Annotated in this window: 5 protein-coding genes; all 5 read left to right on the top strand. The window is 70.3% G+C overall.

Annotated elements, in window-relative coordinates; translation table 11 throughout:
• The first annotated feature begins 48 nt into the window (after nucleotides 1-48).
• Complete coding sequence (locus tag Y958_RS29865; protein ID WP_244909700.1) at nucleotides 49-1104, top strand: LacI family DNA-binding transcriptional regulator; 1056 nt, start codon at nucleotides 49-51, stop codon at nucleotides 1102-1104.
• Nucleotides 1105-1271: 167 nt separating this feature from the next.
• Nucleotides 1272-2651: an ISNCY family transposase gene (locus tag Y958_RS29860; RefSeq protein WP_088871506.1), complete on the top strand. Its 1380-nt coding sequence runs from the start codon at nucleotides 1272-1274 to the stop codon at nucleotides 2649-2651.
• 123 nt (nucleotides 2652-2774) lie between these two features.
• Complete coding sequence (locus Y958_RS29855) at nucleotides 2775-3734, top strand: IS30 family transposase (RefSeq protein WP_088875550.1); 960 nt, start codon at nucleotides 2775-2777, stop codon at nucleotides 3732-3734.
• Nucleotides 3727-5016 (top strand): MFS transporter, encoded by a 1290-nt coding sequence (locus Y958_RS29850; RefSeq protein ID WP_211098805.1) that lies wholly within the window; start codon nucleotides 3727-3729, stop codon nucleotides 5014-5016. Before Y958_RS29855 ends, Y958_RS29850 begins: the two co-directional genes overlap by 8 nt.
• 561 nt (nucleotides 5017-5577) lie before the next feature.
• Nucleotides 5578-21360 (top strand): non-ribosomal peptide synthetase, encoded by a 15783-nt coding sequence (locus Y958_RS29845; protein WP_186291631.1) that lies wholly within the window; start codon nucleotides 5578-5580, stop codon nucleotides 21358-21360.
• The last annotated feature ends 10 nt before the right edge of the window (nucleotides 21361-21370 follow it).

The following is a 21370-nucleotide window of genomic DNA, read 5'->3' as shown; positions in this document are numbered from 1 at the left end:
AGGGCAGGGCCTGCGCGGCAGCGTCAGGTCGATGGCGGGGAGAGTCTCTTGACGGAAAAGGAAGACATGGCTGGCGGCTCGGCGCGAGTGACCCCGGGTCGTGTGACCCTGCACGATGTGGCGGCGGCGGCAGGGGTGTCCAAGTCCACCGTATCGCGCATCCTGGATGAGCGGTTGCCGCAGTCGGACAGCGAAACGGCCCGGCGGGTCCGGCAGGTGGCCGCCGGTCTCGGCTATATCCGTGACGTCTCGGCCGCCAGCCTGCGGCGAGGGAAGACGATGACCATAGGCGTGATTGTGCCGCGCCTGACGGACACGGCGATGGCGATGCTCTATGAGGCGCTCACCAAGGCTTGCGTCCGTTCCGGACGCTTCGCCATTGTCGCGACGACGGACGACAGACCCAAGGCCGACAGGATAGCGGCGGAAACCTTGTTGCGGCGGGGGGTTGACGGCCTGATCTTGTCCACCGCCCGGCAGGATGACGACTTCCCGGACGATCTGACGCGGCGCGGCGTGCCTCATGTCCTGGCCCTGCGCACGGATGGCCGCAGCCTGTCCTCCGTGGGGGATGACATGTTGGGCGGGTATCTCGCCACCCGGCATCTGCTGGACCTGGGGCACCGCCACATCGGCCTGATTGCCGGCCCTTCTTATGCATCCAGCGCGCGGGGTCGCGTTGAGGGATATAAGCAGGCGCTCGCCGAGGCCGGGGTGTCGCAGGACCCCGCCTACATCGTCGAGTCAACGTTCGGCATTGAGTCCGGTGCGGAGGCGGCCTTGGCCTTGATGCGCTTGGACCCCAAGCCCACCGCCGTTTTCGCGGTCAACGACAACACGGCCATCGGCGCCCTGTCGGCGCTTGCCAGAATGGGGTATGCGGTGCCGGGCGACGTCTCCATCGTGGGGTTCAACGACATCCCCATCGTCAGCCATCTGCCAACGCCGTTGACCACGTTGCGGGTGCCCTTCGACCAGATTGCGTCAGTCGCGCTTGATTTGCTGACGGAGGATCCGATCGCCGTGAGCGACAGGATCAGGGTTTCCGCACCCACGCTCATTCCCCGCCGGTCCACGGCCCCATTTCCGCCAAAGCGGGGCTAAGCGGGACGCATACGAGATGTTGTCGCCTTCAGAGCACACTCATTGAATAATTTCCATAATTATCCTTATCGGTTTTTTCGTATGTAGGCGCAAAGTTAAAATGTCAGGCCTGTGCAAAGTAGAACTGTCAGTCTTCCGGTTGGCTGTGTCCGACGTGGGAGGCTGCGGTGGGCTGGGTCGTGATGAGCGAACGGGATGTTCGTCGGGTTGAGGTGCTGTCGGATGTCGTGGGCGGCCGGCTGACGGTGTCGTCAGCGGCGGCTGTTCTGGGCTTGAGCGAGCGTCAGGTATGGCGGTTGCTGGGCCGGTATCGGTCAGGCGGCGGTGGTGCCATCGTGCACCAGGCGCGAGGGCGGCCGTCGAACCGTCAGCTGGGTGCTGGGTTGCGCGAGTTGGCGCTGGAACTGGTGCAGCGGCATTACGCGGATTTTGGTCCGACGCTGGCGGCGGAGCAGTTGGCGGAGCGTCATGGGCTGGCTGTGTCGCGGGAGACGCTGCGGGGGTGGATGTCCGCGGCGGGGTTGTGGGTGTCGCGGCATCAGCGACGTCAGTTCCACCGCCCTCGCCTGCGCCGGGAGCGCTTGGGCGAACTGGTTCAGATCGATGGCAGCGAGCATCGGTGGTTTGAGGACCGGGCGGGCCCGTGCAGCCTGCTGGTGTTCATCGACGATGCGACGGGCCGGTTGATGGAACTGCGGTTCGCGGCGTCGGAGAGCGCGTTCAGCTACTTCGCGGCGCTGGAGGGGTATGTGACGCGGCATGGGCGGCCGGTGGCGTTCTACTCCGACAAGCACACGGTGTTCCGGGTGGCGAAGGCGGAGGCGCGGACGGGGCAAGGGATGACGCAGTTCGGTCGGGCCTTGGCGGAGTTGGGGATCGAGATTCTGTGCGCGAACTCCAGCCAGGCGAAGGGGCGGGTTGAGCGGGCGAACCGGACGCTGCAGGACCGGCTGGTGAAGGAGTTGCGGCTGGCGGGGATCAGCGACATGGCGGCGGGGAACGCCTTTTTGCCCGGATTCATGGAGCGGTTCAACGCGCGGTTTGCCGTGGTCCCTGCCCGGCCGGAGGACGCGCACCGACCGCTAGGAGCCTTGGCTGAGCGGTTGGGGGACATCCTGTGCTGGCGGGAGCGGCGGTATGTGGGGCGGCAGCTGACGCTGTCGTATGAGCGCCGGCGTGTGATGCTGGAAGAGACGGCGGTGACGCGGGGGTTGGTGGGGCAGTATGTGGACAGCTACGCCTTTGCCGACGGGCGGGTGGAGTTCCGCTGGCAGGGCGTTGCCCTGCCCTACACCGAGTTCGACAAGACCCAGCGGGTGAGCCCGGGGGCGGTGGTTGAGAACAAGCGGCTGTCGGCGGTTCTGGCAGAGATCAGGACGATGCAGGACACCAGGCTTGCGCCCCAGGTGCAGACCAATAGCGAGCGCATCGGTTATGCCAAGACGGGGGGAAAGCCGGGTCGCAAGAGGGGCTCGACGTCACTGTGTGCTGGGGGTGGCCGGTCCACTGCGCCTTCGGCTCCGCTCCCCGCCCACCCCCAGCACTGACAGTTCTACTTTGCGGGACACCCTGACACTTCTATCCGGTTGAAACATCGTATGTAGGCGGGTGGACTCAAAAACGAAGTGCGACTTTCCAACGTTCTCAGTGAGTTGGACAGGAGGTCGCAAATGGGGTCTCACTACTCTCACCTGGATTTGTCGGAACGTCGGCTGATTGAGGCCGGTCTTATCGCCGGTCTCTCGGTTGCGGCCCTGGCCTCGACACTGGGTCGGCACCGGTCGACGGTCTATCGGGAGATTGCGCGTCACTTCTACCACACGGCGGAGCGAGACCGCTGGGGCCATGGCTATCATGGCTACTATTGCGTGGCGGCGCATCGGGCGGCGGGCCGTCGGCGGCATGGCTGTGCCAAGCTGGCCCGTAATCCGGCGCTTCTGGCCCACGTGCTGTCGAAGCTTCGTGCGGGCTGGTCGCCGGAACAGATCGCCGGGCGGCTGAAGGTGGAACCGGAGGTTGTCGGCTGTGTTTCTCATGAGACCATCTACAGGTATGTTTACAGTGCCGAAGGCCGGCGCGACGGTCTGTTTGCCCTTCTAGCGATGGTCAGGCATCGCCGACGCCGACTGCGGGGCCGCAAGCCCCGCCAGGGTGCGATCCCGCCGGAGCGTTGGATTACCGCCCGGCCTGCCAGCGTGGCGGATCGCAGTGAGTTCGGCCATTGGGAATGCGACCTGGTTCTGTTTGCCAGGGCATTCGGTAAAGCCAACGTGACCTCTTTGCAGGAGCGCCAGAGCCGCTATCTCATCCTGCAAGCCAATGAGGATCGCCGAGCCGGGCCGTTGGCGGCCAGTCTATCGGCTCTCCTGACGCCCCTGCCCGCGCCCGCCCGGCAAACCATCACCTTTGATCGCGGTACCGAGTTCATGGGCTATCGGACTGTTCCGGCGGACTGTTACTTCTGCGATCCGCACAGTCCTTGGCAGAAGGGCGGCGTGGAGAATGGTGGACTCAAAAACGAAGTGCGACTTTCCAACATTATCCGCGGGTTGGTTTCCATCCTGGAGTGCGCACACCAAGGCCGCTACCCTGGCGCAGGATCGGCGACAAGGGAGAACCGCGGTGGATGACCTGAAGCCCCTGCCCGAGGCAAATCCAACCGTTTCCCGGCGCTCGATGGCGATCGCGGCGTTCTCCACGGTGGTGGAATGGTATGATTTCACGCTGTATCTCTATTTCGCGCCCATCATTGCCCGCATCTTTTTCGGAGACGGCAAGGGGTCGTTGATCACCGCGTTGGCGGGATTCGCCATCGCCTACCTGCTGCGGCCACTGGGGGCCGTGGCGTTCGGCCACGTTGGCGATCGCTTCGGGCGCCGACGCATGATGCTGCTGTCCATGGCCATGATGAGCCTGGCGATGCTGGCCACGGCCCTGCTGCCGACCTATACGGCCATCGGTGCCGCCGCCGGGTGGCTGCTGCTGGTGCTGCGCTGTGTCATGAGTTTCTCGGTGGGCGGGGAATATACCGGCGTGGTGGCCTATCTGCTGGAGGGGACCAAGCCGCGGCGGCGGGGTCTGGTCACCTCCTGCGCCTCGGCGGCCAGCGAGGTGGGCGGCCTGCTGGCTGTCGGCATGTCCGCGCTGACCGTACACCTGTTGGACGCGACGGACCTGGCGTCCTGGGGCTGGCGCGTCCCCTTCCTGGTGGGGGCCGGGCTGGCGGGTGGTGTCTGGATCGCGCGGTCGGCCATGGAGGAGTCCCCGGACTTCGAGCGGCAGGCCGCGGCCGGGGCGGCGCCGGCCCGCCCCCTGGCCTACGCCCTCATTCATCATCGCGCGGGCATCTTCCGGTCATTCGCCATCTCCGCGCTGGGGTCGATCACTTATTATGTCGGTATCACCTATGTTCCGGCCTTCCTCACCTCCACAGGGTCGTTGAGCGAAGACATGTCGCTGTGGCTGTCCACCCTCGCCGCCGTGGCGGTCATCGCCGTGACGCCGGCCATAGGCGCGCTGTCGGACCGCGTGGGGCGCAGGCCCGTGCTGATCGGCCTCACCTTGGGAAGCGCGCTGTTGCCGGCGCCCCTGTTCTGGCTGATGGCCAGCGGGTCTGCCAGCCGGGCCCTGGTCGGGGCCATCCTGTTGGCAGCGGTGGCAGGCGGTGTCAGCGCGGTAGGTGCCGTGGCGACGGCCGAGCAGTTTCCCGGCGAAGGGCGGCTGACGGGCCTGGCCCTGGGTGCCACCGGGGCAACGGCCTTGTTCGGCGGACTGACGCCCTTCATCGCCCACGCGCTGGTGACCCGCACGGCCTGGCCCTTGGCTCCCGGCGTCATGATCGCCCTGGTCGCCCTGCTGGTGCTGCCCGTCCTCACGCGGATGCGGGAAACCGCGCCTGGCAGCGGCGATTGAGCGCCGGGCCGACAAGCCCCGCCCTTTCCCCCTACCCTCCGACACACGTCACAGTTGACGCCAGCATCCCATCCGGCACAGGCTTGCGCTAAAAGCGCGAGATGCGTTGAGGCTATTGGATACAACGTGCCAGGGAAATAATCCTTGTGATGTTCGGCATGCCGCACTATACCCATGCCACCCATTAGAGCGGGCATGCCTATCACGTTAATGCAACTTTTATGGAATTGGTCGTTACCTGAGCCAACATACTGAGGCCTCCTTGCCGATTTGGCGAATTATGTAAAACATCAAGGTTTATTTATATTACTGCCTTAATACATTCATGAATGATCAACATATTCCGGCAAATAAATAGCATAACTCAAATCATAAATTAGAATATCGGTTGCGTAGCGTGTATTAAGTTCTGTCTTTAATCACGCGATGGGGCCTTAACCCGTCGTCGCGGGTGGTATCTTTTTACCGTATCCGCCGGTCTATCCGAAAATCACCGATGGTGTTCCTATGCCCGGGTCTGTTCTAGGCGCTAAAGCCATCAGAAACGTCGGCCCATCACCGATGATGGAGCCTGCGCGCGACCTTCAGGATTTTGTCGCCATCGATCAGGCCTTTGACGGCCACGCTCAAAGCCATCCCCATCATCCGGCAATCCTGACCGATGGCGGCATCCAGACCGCCGCCGACATCAACCACAGGGCGAACGTCCTGGCCGCCGCCCTGGTCGCCCGCGGCGTGGTGCCGGGCGAGGCGGTGGGGGTATTTGTGCACCGCTCCGCACAACTCCCGTTTGTGTTCCTCGCCATCCAGCGTGCGGGCGCCGTCTATGTGCCGCTGGCCGCCGACCATCCGCCCGCTCGCCTGCTGGCCATGGTGGAGGATGCGGCCATCCGTTTCGTCGTGGCCATGGATAGCCTGGTACCGCCGGTGGAGGTCATGGACCGGCTGGCTGGGCTGTCCGGCGGGTTGATAGACCCGGTCACGGCCCTGGCCACCGAATCCCGCGATGCCCCTTTGTCCGTCCCGCGGCGGACGGCCGACGACATCGCCGCCATCCTGTTCACCTCCGGCTCCACCGGCCGGCCCAAGGGCGTGCTGATCCGCCATGGGGGCATCGCCCATATGGCGCGCGGCCATGCCCAGGCGCAGGGGGTCCATCGGAACGACCGTTTCCTGCTGTCCAGCGCGCCGGGCTTCATCCTGGGTTTTCGGGAGCTGTGCCTGCCCCTGTATCTGGGCGCCACCCAGGTGCCGGCCACCCGTGCCCTTCTGGACGATCCGGCGGCCCTGCTGGCGCTGATGGAGCGTCACGCGGTCAGCGTCGCCTCGTTCACCCCATCCTACCTGCGCTTGCTGGACGGATGTTTGCCTGCCGGCCTGCGCTGCCTGATGACGGCGGGGGAGCGGCCCAATATCGCTGACGCCCTGCACTATGGCACCCGCGTCGCCTATTGGAACATGCATGGCGCGACGGAGGTGTGCGGCACCATCTGCCTGCTGCGTGTCACGCCGGAGGATTGGGCCGATGCCGACCGCCTGCCCAGCGGCCGGCCCTTCCCCGGCATTCGGGTCCTCATCCTGGATGGCGAGGGCAACCCGCTGCCCGCGGGTGAGGTGGGCGAAGTCCATGTCCTGGGTGAGGGCTTGTCGCCCGGCTATCTCAACCAGCCGGACTTGACCGCGCGCACCTTTGTCGACACCGCCTTCGGCCGGGCGTACCGCACCGGCGACATGGGCCGCTGGCGCGAAGATGGCTTGCTGGAGGCGCTGGGCCGTCGCGACGATATGGTCAAGGTCTCCGGCCAGGCCGTGGCTTTGGCGGAGATCGAGCGCGCGCTGGCCCGCCACCCCGGCGTCACCCATGCCAGCGTCGTGCTGGCGGACGGCGGCCTGGTGGGATTCGTGGCCGGCACGGTTTCGCCCGGCACGGACTGGACGGCCTATCTGGCGACCCTGCTGCCGGCCTACATGGTGCCGGCGCGGGTCATCACCCTGCCCCGACTGCCCACCAGCAGCGCCGGCAAGATCGATCGCCAGGCCCTGCTGACGCTGGCCCGCAACCAGCGCTCGGCCCGTGTCGCGACGCCCGACACCCTGCCTCAGGGCGATTTGGAACTGGCTGTGGCCGCCGCCTGGCAGGCCGTGCTGGGGCCAGGCCTCATCCTGCGCGACGATAATTTCTTCAGCCTGGGCGGTACCAGCCTGCGCGCCATCGAGGTGGCCCAGCACCTGCAGGCGCTGGGCCACGCGGCTACGGTGCAGGACGTGCTGTCCACCCTGACGGTGCGCAGCCTGGCGACCCATCTGGCGGCCGGCGGGACTGTCACCGACGACGACGGCGCAGAGGACGAGGGGCCCGCCACCGTGGGCCAGGCCGATTTCTGGCTGGCCCATCGCCTTGGCTTGGCGGGCGTGGGGCATCATGTCGTCCGGGTGCTCGAAATGGCGGCGGGGCAGGCCACGGTTGAGGAATGGCGTGCCGCGTGGCACGGCTTGGTCGCCGACCACCCCGCCCTGCGCACCGCCTTCAAAGAGCAGGCCGACGGCGCCGTCCATTGGCAGACCCTGGCTGACTTGGCGGCACCGGATCCGGCTCTCTGGGATTGCGCCGACGAGCAGGACGCACGGGACCGGTTGGCGGCCGCCGCCGCCCAGCCTTTCGACCTGACCCAGGCGCCGCTGGTGCGCGCCGGCCTCATCCGCCTGCCCACCGATGGGGGGCGCCTGCTGTTCTGGGTGGTGGCGCACCACGCTGTGGTGGATGGCTTGGCCATGGGCCGGTTGCAGGATGACCTGGCCCGCTGGCTGCGGGGCGACGCTGCCGGCCCGGCCGCGCACGGCATCCGGGCCGCCGCGACGGCCGAGGCACGCTACCTGGCCTCCGCCGCGCGGGAGACGGATCAGCGCTATTGGCGGGACCAGCTGGACGTGGCGGCAGCTGGCGGGGATGACGTCCTGGCGGATCTCGCCACCGATTACAGCCGCCCCGCCACGCCCCAACGGGCGCCCGCCGCCCCCCGCCACGCCGTCATCCCCGCCGCCGCGGCCCAGGTCCTGGCCCGGCTGGCCCGCACGGTGGAAACAGGCCTGCACGGCCTGCTGCTGGCCCTGCTGGGGTGGGAGGCGCAACGGCGCAGCGGTCGGTCCCGGGTCATTATCGGCAGCGGCTTTTCCATCCGCCCCTCGGGGGCCGAGACTGCCATCGGCCATTACGTCAACGTGCTGCCCCTGGTGCTGAATAAGGCGGACAACACCTTGGCCGGCCGGCTGGCGGACAGCCGCGACACGCTGCGCGCCGCATTGACCCATGCCCGCTATCCCGGCAGCTGGATCGCGCGGGAGTTCCAGCAGCGCTGGCCCGGCCGCCGCGCGGCGGAACGCCCTGGCCTGTTCGACATCACGCTGACTGCCAACCCGCCCCCAGCCACGGAAGATGCTCCGGACGGCATGCGCCGCCGTCCCCTGCCCGGCTTGGGCCTGCCGCCGCTGGCCGGCGTGGACCTGGCCTTCAGTTATGAATGGGCCGAGGCGGCCGATGACCAGGCCGGCGATGATCTGCGCCTGGTCCTGCATTGGAATCCGGACGTCTATGCCGCCACGACGGCGCAAGCCTGGCTGGACAGCCTGGTGGCCTGGGCGGAATGGCTGGCGGCCGATTCCGATCGGCTGCGCCAGTCGCCCCCGGCCCTGCTGGCGCACGAGGCGGCGACACTGGCAGTGTGGGAGGCTGGCCCCACCGTGGAGCGGCCCGCGGTCGGCGCCCAGGTCCTGTTCCAGGATTGGGCCCGGCGCCAGCCGGACGCCGCGGCCGTGGTGACCCTGGAGGAAACCCAGAGCTATGCCGACTTGGACGCCGCCGCCAACGGCGTCGCCAACGCCCTGCTGGCCCTGGACCTGGGGCCGGATCGTGTCGTCGCCGTCCTGACCGACTGCGCGCCGGCCCTGCCGGCCGTCATTCTCGGCATCTGGAAGGCGGGGGCCGTCTACCTGCCCTTGGCCGCCGACTTGCCGGCGGAGCGCCTGGCCTACATGGTGTCCGACGCGGGCGCCAAGGTTCTGATCACCGTTCCCTCCGGGGACGGGCAGGCACCGCCGCCAGCCCTGCTGACAGGCCTCGGCCCCGTGCTGGACGCCGGCACCCTGCCATCCGCCACAAGCGTGGACCATGCCGGCGCCGGGCCGGACGACCTAGCCTATATCATCTACACCTCGGGGACCACCGGCCGGCCCAAAGGGGTCGCCGTCACCCACCGCGGCTACGTCAACACCATCCTGTCCCATGCCGGCACGGTCGGCTTGACACATGCTGATCGCACCAGCCTGGTGGCAACGCCGGGCTTCGACGCCAGTCCCTGGGAGCTGGGGATGGCGCTGCTGAACGGTGGCGGCCTGGTGCCCATCAGCCCGGCGCTGCGTGACGATCCCTGGGCGCTGAAGCGCCATTACACCCGCCTGGGCGTCACCTGCGCCTTCCATGCCCCCTCATACCTGCGGGTCAGCGCCGAGACGCCATTCCAGGGCCTGCGTATCCTGAACACCGGCGGCGAAGCGCCGCGCCATGGCGATGCCGCCCGGCATGGTCCCCCCATCGCCTTCTGGAACGCCTACGGGCCGACCGAGACCACCATCATCGTCACCATTGGCCTGGTGGAGGGCGATGCCGACCCGCGCCGCCCGCTGTCCATCGGCCGCCCCCTGGCCAATACCAGCGTCAGCCTGCGCCGGGACGACGGCACGCCCGTGCCGCCGGGTGAGGTAGGCGAACTGTGGTTGGCCGGCGCCGGCGTGGCCCGGGGTTACCTCAACAACCCCGAATTGACGGCCGACCGCTTCGTCATGACGGACCAGGGCCGGGCCTACCGCAGCGGCGACCTGGGGCGCTGGACGGCCGATGGCCGCCTGGAACTGCGGGGCCGTATGGATCAGCAGGTGAAGCTGCACGGCCAAAGGGTGGAGCTGGGCGAGATCGAGGCCGCCCTGTTGGCCCATCCGGCGATGCGCCAGGCCGCCGTTCTGGTCTCCGCCGATACCGGGCACATGGCCCTGCGCGCCTTCCTGGTGGCGAAGGACGACCAGGCCCTACCCACCCGCGACACGTGGCAAGCCTGGCTGGCCCCCCGCCTGCCGGCGCACATGATCCCAGCCAGCTACACCCCCGTGGCCGCCATCCCCACCACCGCCAGCGGCAAGATCGACGGCCGCGCCCTGCTGGCCTTGGCGCCGGCCCTGGAGGAAGGTGCACGCACCCCGCCGACGACCGCGCTGGAGCAATCGGTGGCTGGCGTCTGGGCCACCCTGCTGGGGCCGGGCCTGACCGAGCGTGAGCCGCGCGTGGCGCGGGAGGACAACTTCTTCGCCCTGGGCGGCAACAGCCTGCTGGCCGTGACCATGGCGCACCAGTTGGCGCAGGCCTTGGGCCGCCCCGTGCCAGCGCGCGACCTGTTCATCGCGCCGACCCTCGCCCAATTCGCCGCCCACCTGGCGGCGACGGAGATCGTCGCGGACAGCGCCGTGATCGCCGATGTGGACCCCACCCTGGCCACGCTGGGTGAACGGGAGTTTTGGCTGGCGGAGGCCGCGGGCCTCGACACCGGGCATTTCACCATGCCGCTGACCCGCCGCGTGGAGGGACCGCCGCCGGATGCGGCGCGCTGGAACGCCGCATGGCAGGCGCTGGTGGCGCGGCACAGTGCCCTGCGCACGACCTTCGCCGCCGATGCGGACGGCGTGGTGCGCCGGCATGTGAGGGCCCCTGGGGATGCTGTGTTCGCGGAATTGGAATTCACCACCGTTACCGACCGCGCTGCGGCCTTGGCCCACATCCGCGACCGCCAGTGCGCGCCGCTGTCCCTGCGCCAGGCACCGCTGTACCGCGCCGGCGTCGTGACGGTCGCGGAAGGGGAAGCCCTTTTCTGGCTGGCCCTGCACCATGCGGTCGGCGACGGCGCCTCGCTGGAGGTGCTGGTGCGCGACCTGGGCACGCTGCTGCGCGGCGATGAGTTCCGGGGCCCCGCCGTGGATGCCGTGGCGTTGGCCCGGCAAGAGGTGGTCTATCTGGCCGGTCCCGGTGCCGCCCGCGATGCCCAGGCGTGGGGCGCCATCCTGCGGGCCCTGCCCGACGCGGCATTTGCGGAGTGGTCGCTGGACCATCCCCGCCGCCTGGATGCGCCCGCCCGCAGCCACCGGCTGGAGGCGGTGTTGCCCGCCCACCAGGCCGACGCCCTGCGCCGCCTGGCCCGCCGGGGTCAGGGCAGCCTGCACGCCCTGATGCTGACGCTCTTGGGTTCGGAGGTGTTCCGCCGCACCGGCCGCAGCGATTTCCTGATCGGCAGCACCGTATCCCTGCGTGAGGATGCGGCGGTCGCGGAGGCCGTGGGCTATGCGGTCACCCTGGTGCCGGTCGCTTTCCAGCTGACGGTCGACCAGAACCTCGCCAGCCGTTTCGATATCGTAAGGAATGAGCTGACGCACGCGTTACATCATGCCCGCTATCCCTTCGCCCGGTTGTGCCATGATCTGTGGCGCGAGCGCCCCGCCGTGCGCGATCCCGCCCGCTTCCCCCTGTTCGATATCGTCGTGACCGAAACGCCGGACCTGACCGGCACGCGTGACGCCGGCCAGGCGGCCACCGGCCTGGCGCGACTCAGCGCCGTCGAGGCCGGGGGCATTCACTATGAACTGGCGCCCCACGGGGCCGGCCAGGATATGGCGCTGTCGCATGAGGCCCTGCCGGACGGCAGCCTGGTGCTGAAGTGGCAGATGAACGCCGCCATCTATGACGTTGATACCGCTCATCATTGGTTGAAAGGCCTTCTGGACTTGGCCGCCTGGCTGGCGGACGGTCCGGCCATGGACGGCGCCGTGCCCGCCGCGCTGCCGTCCGAGCAAGCGCTGCTGGCGCGCTGGCAGGCGGGCTCGGCCGTCTTCCGGCCCGATGCCCGCCCGGTTGACCTGATCGCCGCGCAAGCGGCCGCCCGGCCAGAGCATCCCGCCCTGATCCTGGCGGACGGGGCCGTGGTTTCCTACGCCGCGCTGCTGGGGCGCGCCAACCGGCTGGCCCGCGGCTTGGTGGTCCAGGGGGTGACGCCGGGCACCGTGGTCGCCATCGTCGCGCCGCGCGGCGCCGCCGACCTGCCGGCGGTGCTGTTGGCCCTTTGGCAGGCCGGGGCGGTGTATTTGCCCCTGGCCGCCGACCTGCCGCCGGAGCGGCGGGAGTTCATGGCCCGCGACGCGGGTGCGGCCCATATCCTGGACCTGACGGCGGACGGGCTGGCGGCCCTGGAGCGGGCGGCCCAGGACGACATCGCCCTGCCGCAGGGGCGGTCCAACGACATCGCCTACATCCTCTACACCTCCGGTTCCACCGGCCTGCCCAAGGGCGTGCGGGTGAGCCATGCCGCCCTGCTGAACACCCTGCTCGGCGTGGGCGACGACTATGGCCTGACTGCCGCCGACCGCACGCTGATGTTCGCCTCCCCGGCGTTCGACGTATCCCTGTCCGACATCGGCTTGCCGCTGGTCTTCGGCGCCACCCTGTGCCTGGCGACAGCGGAGGTCATCGAGCGGCCGGCGGCCCTGTTGGACCTTATCCGCGACCGCGGTGTCACGGTGGCCGACCTCACGCCCACCTATCTGCGCCTGCTGGATGGCGCCCTGCCCGACAGCGTGCGCATCCTGGTGACGGGCGGCGAGGCGCCGCTGACCGGTGACGTGGCGCGCTATGGCAGCCGCCTGCGTTACGTCAACGCCTACGGCCCCACGGAAAACGCGATCACCAGCACCATGGGCGCCCTGCCCGTGGCTGGGCTGGACGGCGTGCTGGCCACCGGCCGCCCCCTGCCCAACACCCTGGTGGAGATCCGCGACGCCACCGGCGCCCTGGCGGCCCCCGGGGCGGTGGGCGAGATCTGGCTGGGCGGCCTGAATCTGGCGGAGGGCTATCTCAACCGCCCCGACCTGACCGCCGCCGCCTTCATCGGTGAGGGTGATCAGCGGCGCTACCGCACCGGCGACCTGGGCCGCTGGCGCGGCGGCCATGATGGCGGCCTGCCGGTGCTGGAGGTGCTGGGCCGGCGTGACCATCAGGTCAAGCTGAACGGCATTCGCATCGAGTTGGGGGAAATCGAGGCGGCGCTGGAGGCCCACCCCGCCGTGGCCCAGGCCGTCGTGGCGCTGGAGGCCGCCCCCAATGGCGAACCCGGCCGCAAAAGCCTGTGGGCCTTCGTCCGCCCGCAGGCCGGCAGCCCCCGCGAATGGTTGGCCCAGGGTTGGCGCGAGACCCTGGCGGGTCGGTTGCCGGCTTATATGATCCCGGCCGCGTTGCTGGTGGTGGACGCCATCCCCACGACCACCTCCGGCAAGATCGACCGCGCGGCCCTGCGCGCCCTGCTGGCCCTGTCGGGCGCGCAGGCCGACGCCGGCCCGGTCGGCGGCCCGCCCCAGGGGCCGGTTGAGGAGCGCATCGCGGCGGCGTGGCGGGATGTGCTGGGCTGTGGCGCCGTGGGTCGGGAGGACGATTTCTTCCGCCTGGGCGGGCATAGCCTGCTGGCCATCGCCGTGTCGCATCAGTTGGAGAAGGCCTTCGGCCATCCGGTGCCGGCGCGCGAACTGTTCAGCGACCCCACCCTGCGCGGCTTCGCCCGCCGCGTGGCCCAGTTGGGCCAGGGCGAAACGGTGGTGGTGGGCAGTGGCAGCGACCGCGCCACCGAAGGCCAACGCGAGTTCTGGGTGGCGGAGGGTGCCGGGCTGGACACACGCGCCTTCACCATGGCGCTGGCCCTGACGGTCACGGGCGCCGTGCCGGATGATGCCGCCTGGCGCCGGGCCTGGACCGGCCTGGTCCAGCGCCATGACGCCCTGCGCTGCCACTTCGAGGAGGCCGGCGAGGGCGTTCTGCGGCGTCCGGTGCTGGACGCCGCTGCCGCCGGGGCGCTGGTCAATCGCCACTTCCTGATCGAGACGGCGGCCGATGCCGACGCGGCGCTGGCCCAGGCGCGCGGCCATGCCGCCACGGCCATTCCGCTCGGCCAGCCCCCGCTGTGGCGGGCGGGCCTGGTGCGGGCGCCGGACACTGCCGTGTTCTGGCTGGGCCTGCACCACGCCGTGGGTGACGGCCTGTCCCTGGCCGTGCTGATCGAGGATCTGACCGCCCTGCTGAAGGGACAGGCGCTGGAGGCGCTGCCGGGCGGCCTGGCCCTGACGGCGGCGTGGGAGGAGGCCTACCTGGCCAGCCCGGCCGCCGATGCCGACGCCGCCTATTGGCGCGATACGCTGGACCATCTGGTGGCCAGCCCGGCGCCGGAGGGCAACGGACCCTTCGATGAATGGCCGCTGGACGCGCCGCGCCCGCTGGGCCGCAGCGGCCAGGCCGCGAAGGGCAGCCACAGCCTGCGCCTGTGCCTCGACGCCAACACGTCCACCGGCCTGCGCCGCATCGCCCAGGGCCAGGGCGCCAGCCTGCATGCCCTGATGCTGGCCCTGATGGCCATCGAGGTGCGGCGACGCACCGGCCGGGCCCACTTCACCCTGGGCACCGCCGCCTCCACCCGCGAGACGGCGGATGAGGCCCGGGTGGTGGGGTATTACCTGAACATGCTGCCCCTGGCCTGCCATCTGGCGGAGGGCGACACGCTGGCCGAGGTTCTGGCCGGGGTGCAGCAGTCGCTGGCCGACGGGCTCGGCCACTCCCGCTACCCCACCGCCCGCATCCTGGGGGACTTCCGTGGCCAGTACCCCCACCTGGTCCAGCCAGGGCGATTTCCCCTGTTCGACATGGCGGTGACGGAGAACCCGGGCGATATGAGCGGCGACGCCGGCCACGATGCTGCCTGGCGCTTCGTGCCGAAGCAGCCCCCCGCCACCGGGGCGTTGGATTATCGCCTGACCACCAACGCCCCGGCCCAGGACATGGTGCTGGCGCACGAGGCCCGGGCCGACGGCAGCCACGCGCTGCAGCTGTTCGTCAACGCCACCATCTATGACCAGGACACGGCGGAGAGCTGGGCGCTGTCGCTGGCAGCCCTGGCCCGCCATGTGGCGCAAGGGGCCGCCGACCAGCCCCTGCCCACCCTGCTGCCCGATGAGGTCGCCCAGCTGGCACGGTGGGAGCACGGGCCCGAATTGGCTTCGCCCGCGTCCCGCTTCGACCGCCTGTTCCAGGATCTGGCCCGGGCCCAGCCTGAGGCGCCCGCCCTCATCACCGCCGCCGGCGTGCGCACCTATGCCGAGGTGGATGCCGAGATCGGCGCCCTGGCGGCCGCCCTGCGCCTGCGGGGCCTGCGCCGGGGCCAGGTCGTGGGCGTCCTGACCGACCGCTCCCCCGCCCTGCCCGCCGCCGTGCTGGCCGTCTGGCGGGCCGGCGGCGCTTATGTGCCGCTGACCAGCGACCTGCCGGGCGACCGGCTGGCCTTCATCGCCCAGGATGCCGGCGCGCAGATGATCCTGGCGCTGGACGGCCATACCCCGCCCGACGCCCTGGCTGCCCTGGGCCTGCCCCTGCTGCGGCCGGAGGAAGTGCGGGATGTCTCCCTGGCGGACGAGGACCTGCCCCAGGATGTCGGCGCCGATCCCGCCTACATCCTCTACACCTCCGGCTCCACCGGCACGCCCAAGGGCGTGGTCATCACCCATGCCGGCCTGATGAACCTGGCGGTGGGCATGGGCGAGCGGTTCGGGATCACGCCGGCGGACCGCGTGCTGACCCTGGCCTCCCCCACCTTCGACCTGTGGGTCTCGGATGTCGTGATGGCCTGGGGGGCGGGCGCCGCCCTGTCCCCCTTGATCCGGGCCGAGATGGACGACATCGCGGCGATGCCGGCCTTGATCGCCGGCCGGGGCATCACCGTCGCCACCATGGCGCCCTCTTACCTGCGCCTGTTCGAGCGGGCGGACCTGCCGCCCTTGCGCATCCTGATGACGGTGGGGGAGGCGCCCATCGCCGCCGACGCCCGCCACTATGCCGGCCGCCTGGCCTGCTACAACGGCTACGGCCCCACGGAAAACACGGCGGCCACCACCATCGGCCGCATAGACCCGGACGCGCCACGTTTGACGGCCGGCCGGCCCCTGCCCAACATCCGCGTCATGATCCTGGACGCCCAGGGGCGCCAAGTTCCCCCTGGCGCCATCGGCGAAATCTGGGTGGCCGGCGACAGCCTGGCCCAGGGCTACCTGAACCGCGCCGACCTGACCAAACGTGCCTTCCCAACCCCGCCTGACGGACGGCGCTATCGCACCGGCGATCTGGGCCGCTGGACGGCCGGGGGCGAGTTGCTGGTGCTGGGCCGTACCGACGGCCAGGTGAAGCTGCGCGGCCAGAGGGTGGAACTGGGCGAGATCGCCGCCGCTATCGAGGCGCAGCCGGGCGTGTGCCAGGCCGTGGTGTTGGTGCACAAGGATCCCGCCGGCAACCAGGCGCTCTACGCCTTCGCCACCGGCGCCAACCTGCCGGACAACACCGCCTGGCGCGAGGCGCTGGCCCAGCGCCTGCCCAGCTATATGCTGCCGGCCGCCGTCATCCCGGTGGAAAGCATCCCCACCACCCTGGCCGGAAAGGTCGACCAGGCCAGCCTGCGTGCCCGCATCGATGAGTACCGACTGCGGCAGGACGGCGGTCAGCGTGCCACCACCCCGCCCCAGGGGCCGGTTGAAGAGCGCATCGCAGCGGCGTGGCGGGATGTGCTGGGTTGCGGCGCCGTGGGTCGGGAGGACGATTTCTTCCGCCTGGGTGGGCATAGCCTGCTGGCCATCGCCGTGTCGCACCAGTTGGAGAAGGCGTTCGGCCATCCGGTGCCGGCGCGCGAACTGTTCAGCGACCCCACCCTGCGCGGCTTCGCCCGCCGCGTGGCCCAGTTGGGCCAGGGCGAAACGGTGGTGGTGGGCAGTGGCAGCGACCGCGCCACCGAAGGCCAACGCGAGTTCTGGGTGGCGGAGGGTGCCGGGCTGGACACACGCGCCTTCACCATGGCGCTGGCCCTGACGGTCACGGGCGCCGTGCCGGATGATGCCGCCTGGCGCCGGGCCTGGACCGGCCTGGTCCAGCGCCATGACGCCCTGCGCTGCCACTTCGAGGAGGCCGGCGAGGGCGTTCTGCGGCGTCCGGTGCTGGACGCCGCTGCCGCCGGGGCGCTGGTCAATCGCCACTTCCTGATCGAGACGGCGGCCGATGCCGACGCGGCGCTGGCCCAGGCGCGCGGCCATGCCGCCACGGCCATTCCGCTCGGCCAGCCCCCGCTGTGGCGGGCGGGCCTGGTGCGAACGTCGGACACCGCCGTGTTCTGGCTGGGCCTGCACCACGCCGTGGGCGACGGCCTGTCCCTGGCCGTGCTGATCGAGGATCTGACCGCCCTGCTGAAGGGACAGGCGCTGGAGGCGCTTCCGGGCGGCCTGGCCCTGACGGCGGCGCGGGAGGAGGCCTACCTGGCCAGCCCGGCCGCCGATGCCGACGCCGCCTATTGGCGCGATACGCTGGACCATCTGGTGGCCAGCCCGGCGCCGGAGGGCAACGGACCCTTCGACGAATGGCCGCTGGATGCGCCGCGCCCGCTGGGCCGCAGCAGTCAGGCCGCGAAGGGCAGCCACAGCCTGCGCCTGTGCCTGGACGCCGACACCACCGCTGCCCTGCGCCGCATCGCCCAGGGCCAGGGCGCCAGCCTGCACGCCCTGATGCTGGCCCTGATGGCCATCGAGGTGCGGCGACGCACCGGCCGGGCCCACTTCACCCTGGGCACCGCCGCCTCCACCCGCGAGACGGCGGATGAGGCCCGGGTGGTGGGGTATTACCTGAACATGCTGCCCCTGGCCTGCCATCTGGCGGAGGGCGACACGCTGGCCGAGGTTCTGGCCGGGGTGCAGCAGTCGCTGGCCGACGGGCTCGGCCACTCCCGCTACCCCACCGCCCGCATCCTGGGGGACTTCCGTGGCCAGTACCCCGACCTGGTCCAGCCAGGGCGCTACCCGCTGTACAACCTCCTGGTCAGCGAGACGCCCATGGCGGTTGGCAACGGCGGGGATGCGGACTGGGCGCTCACGACGGCCACCATCGCCATCCCCGAACGCCCCACCTATCGCCTAAGCCCCTTGGCCGCCGCGCACGACATGGCCCTGACGCACGAGGCCCTGGCAGACGGCCGCCTCGTGCTGCAATGGTTGGTGGACGCGGCACTTTATGAGCGCGAAACGGTGGAGAGCTGGGCGCTGTCGCTGGCGGCTCTGGCCCGCCACGTGGCGCAAGGGGTCGCCGACCAGCCCCTGCCCACCCTGCTGCCCGATGAGGCCGCCCAGCTGGCACGGTGGGAGCACGGGCCCGAATTGGCTTCGCCCGCGTCCCGCTTCGACCGCCTGTTCCAGGATCTGGCCCGGGCCCAGCCTGAGGCGCCCGCCCTCATCACCGCCGCCGGCGTGCGCACCTATGCCGAGGTGGATGCCGGGATCGGCGTCCTGGCGGCCGCCCTGCGCCTGCGGGGCCTGCGCCGGGGCCAGGTCGTGGGCGTCCTGACCGACCGCTCCCCCGCCCTGCCCGCCGCCGTGCTGGCCGTCTGGCGGGCCGGCGGCGCTTATGTGCCGCTGACCAGCGACCTGCCAGGCGACCGGCTGGCCTTCATCGCCCAGGATGCCGGCGCACAGATGATCCTGGCGCTGGACGGCCATACCCCGCCCGACGCCCTGGCTGCCCTGGGCCTGCCCCTGCTGCGGCCGGAGGAAGTGCGGGATGTCTCCCTGGCGGACGAGGATCTGCCTGAGGACGTCGGCGCCGATCCCGCCTACATCCTCTACACTTCCGGCTCCACCGGCACGCCCAAGGGCGTGGTCGTCACCCATGCCGGCCTGATGAACCTGGCGGTGGGCATGGGCGAGCGCTTCGGCATCACGCCGGCGGACCGCGTCTTGACGCTATCGTCCCCCACCTTCGACCTGTGGATCTCGGATGTCGTGATGGCCTGGAGGACGGGCGCCGCCCTGTCCCCCCTGACCCGGGCCGAGATGGACGACATCGCCGGCATGCCGGGCCTGATCGCCGGCCGGGGCATCACCGTCGCCACCATGGCGCCGTCCTACCTGCGCCTGTTCGAGCGGTTAGAGCTGCCGCCCCTGCGCATCCTGATGACGGTGGGGGAGGCACCCATCGCCGCCGACGCCCGCCACTATGCCGGCCGCCTGGCCTGCTACAACGGCTACGGCCCCACGGAAAACACGGCGGCCACCACCATCGGCCGCATAGACCCGGGCGCGCCACGCCTGACGGCCGGCCGGCCCCTGCCCAACGTCCGCGTCATGATCCTGGACGCCCAGGGCCGCCAGGTACCCCCCGGCGCCATCGGCGAGATCTGGGTGGCCGGCGCCAGCCTGGCCCAGGGTTATCTCAACCGGCCCGACCTGACCAAGCGCGCCTTCCCAACCCCGCCTGACGGACGGCGCTATCGCACCGGCGATCTGGGCCGCTGGACGGCCGGGGGCGAGTTGCTGGTGCTGGGCCGCACCGATGGCCAGGTGAAGCTGCGCGGCCAGAGGGTGGAACTGGGCGAGATCGCCGCCGCTATCGAGGCGCAGCCGGGCGTGCGCCAGGCCGTGGTACTGGTGCACAAGGATGCCGCCGGCAACCAGGCGCTCTACGCCTTCGCCACCGGCACCAACCTGCCGGACAACGCCGCCTGGCGCGAGACCCTGGCCCAGCGCCTGCCCAGCTACATGCTGCCGGCCGCCGTCATTCCGGTGGAAAGCATCCCCACCACCCTGGCCGGAAAGGTCGACCAGGCAAGCCTGCGCGCCCGCATCGACGACTATCGCCTGCGGCAGTCCACGGATGGCGATCACCGCGCCGGCACCCCGCCCCAGGGACCGGTGGAAGAACGCGTGGCCGCCATCTGGTCCGCCGTGCTGAAGGTGGGTGGCCTGCGACGCGAGGATGACTTCTTCCAGCTGGGCGGCGACAGCCTGCGCGCCACGGCCATGGTCAACCGCGTGCGCCGGGAATTCGCGTGCACGGTCAATGACCTGTATGAGAACCCCCGGCTGGAGGACTTCGCCCGAAGCTGCCGTCCGCAGGCGGGCCAGCTGACCGGCCTGATCGCCGGCGCCCGCGCGCACTGGCAGGCCTTCAAGGCCCGCGAGGCCGCGTTCGAGGCGGCACGCGAAACCACGTTGGAGCCCCTGCTGGCCGCCTATCGCCAGCGTTATGAGCCCCTGGCGGCCTCGCCCCCGGCGACGACCCGCCCCTATGGCAATGTCCTGCTGACGGGGGCCACCGGTTATCTCGGCGCCTACCTGCTACGCCACCTGGCGTTGGACCCGGCACGGCGCGTCACCGCCCTGGTCCGCGGCCGCGACGACGCGGAGGCGCAAGGGCGGCTTTCCGAGGTGCTGCGCCATTATTTCGGCGACAACGCGGCAATGGACCTGCTGGCGTCCGGTCGCGTCCAGGCCTGGGCCGGCAACCTGCGCGTACCCGATCTAGGCCTGGCCGAAGGCCGGCACGACGCCTTGGCCGTCGAGACCGACGCCATCCTGCACTGCGCGGCCAATGTGAACCACTACGGCCACTACCGCGACAGCCACGCCGACAACGTCCAGGCCACCCGCCACCTGCTGGACCTGGCGGTTGAGCGGGGCCGGCGCACGGGCCGCACGGCCGACATGCACTTCATCTCCACCCTGTCGGTGTGCGGCCGGTCGCCCGACGATGGCTACCGCCTGTACACCGAATATGACGAACACCACGCGGCGTTGGACGACAACTACTACGTCCGCAGCAAGCAGGAAGCGGAGCATCTGGTGGTGGCGGCGCGGGGCGAGATCGCCAACGCCAGCATCCATCGCGTGGGCAATGTCGTCTTCGCGGCGGAAGGTGGCGCACTTCAGCGCAACATCCGGCAAAACGCCTTCTTTCGCCTGACGGCGGCGCTGACCCGCCTGCGCTTCGTGCCCGAGGACATGCACGCCTGGCTGTGCCATGTCGACAAGGTGGCGGAGGCGGTGGTGACCCTGGCGCAGGCGCCGGATCTGGCCCACCACACCCATCACGTCGACCACGCCCGCCGCGATTTCCTGGCCCAGGTCATGCGGGCGGCCCCCGGCATGGCCAGCCATCTGGACACCGGCAGCTACAGCCAATTGCTGGAGCGGATCGAGACCGCCCTGAACGACCCGGCGATGGAAAAACCGCTGGCCGAGCTGCTGCCCACCTTCGGCGTCTATCGCCAGGAATCGCCGCACGAGCGGGACCGCCGCACCGAGTTGGCGACGGCCAAGACCCAGGCCTTGCTGGCCCGTTTGGGCTTCCGCTGGCCGGACGGGCTGCCCGCCGACGGGCTGGCCGCGATGATGGAGGCCGCCCGTGACGCCTACTGACCATTCTCCG

This window comes from Nitrospirillum viridazoti CBAmc, from assembly GCF_000730165.1.
Lineage (GTDB): Bacteria > Pseudomonadota > Alphaproteobacteria > Azospirillales > Azospirillaceae > Nitrospirillum > Nitrospirillum viridazoti.
The sequence above is the reverse complement of the archived record's forward strand: the minus strand, read 5'-3'. Positions and strand labels throughout refer to the sequence as shown.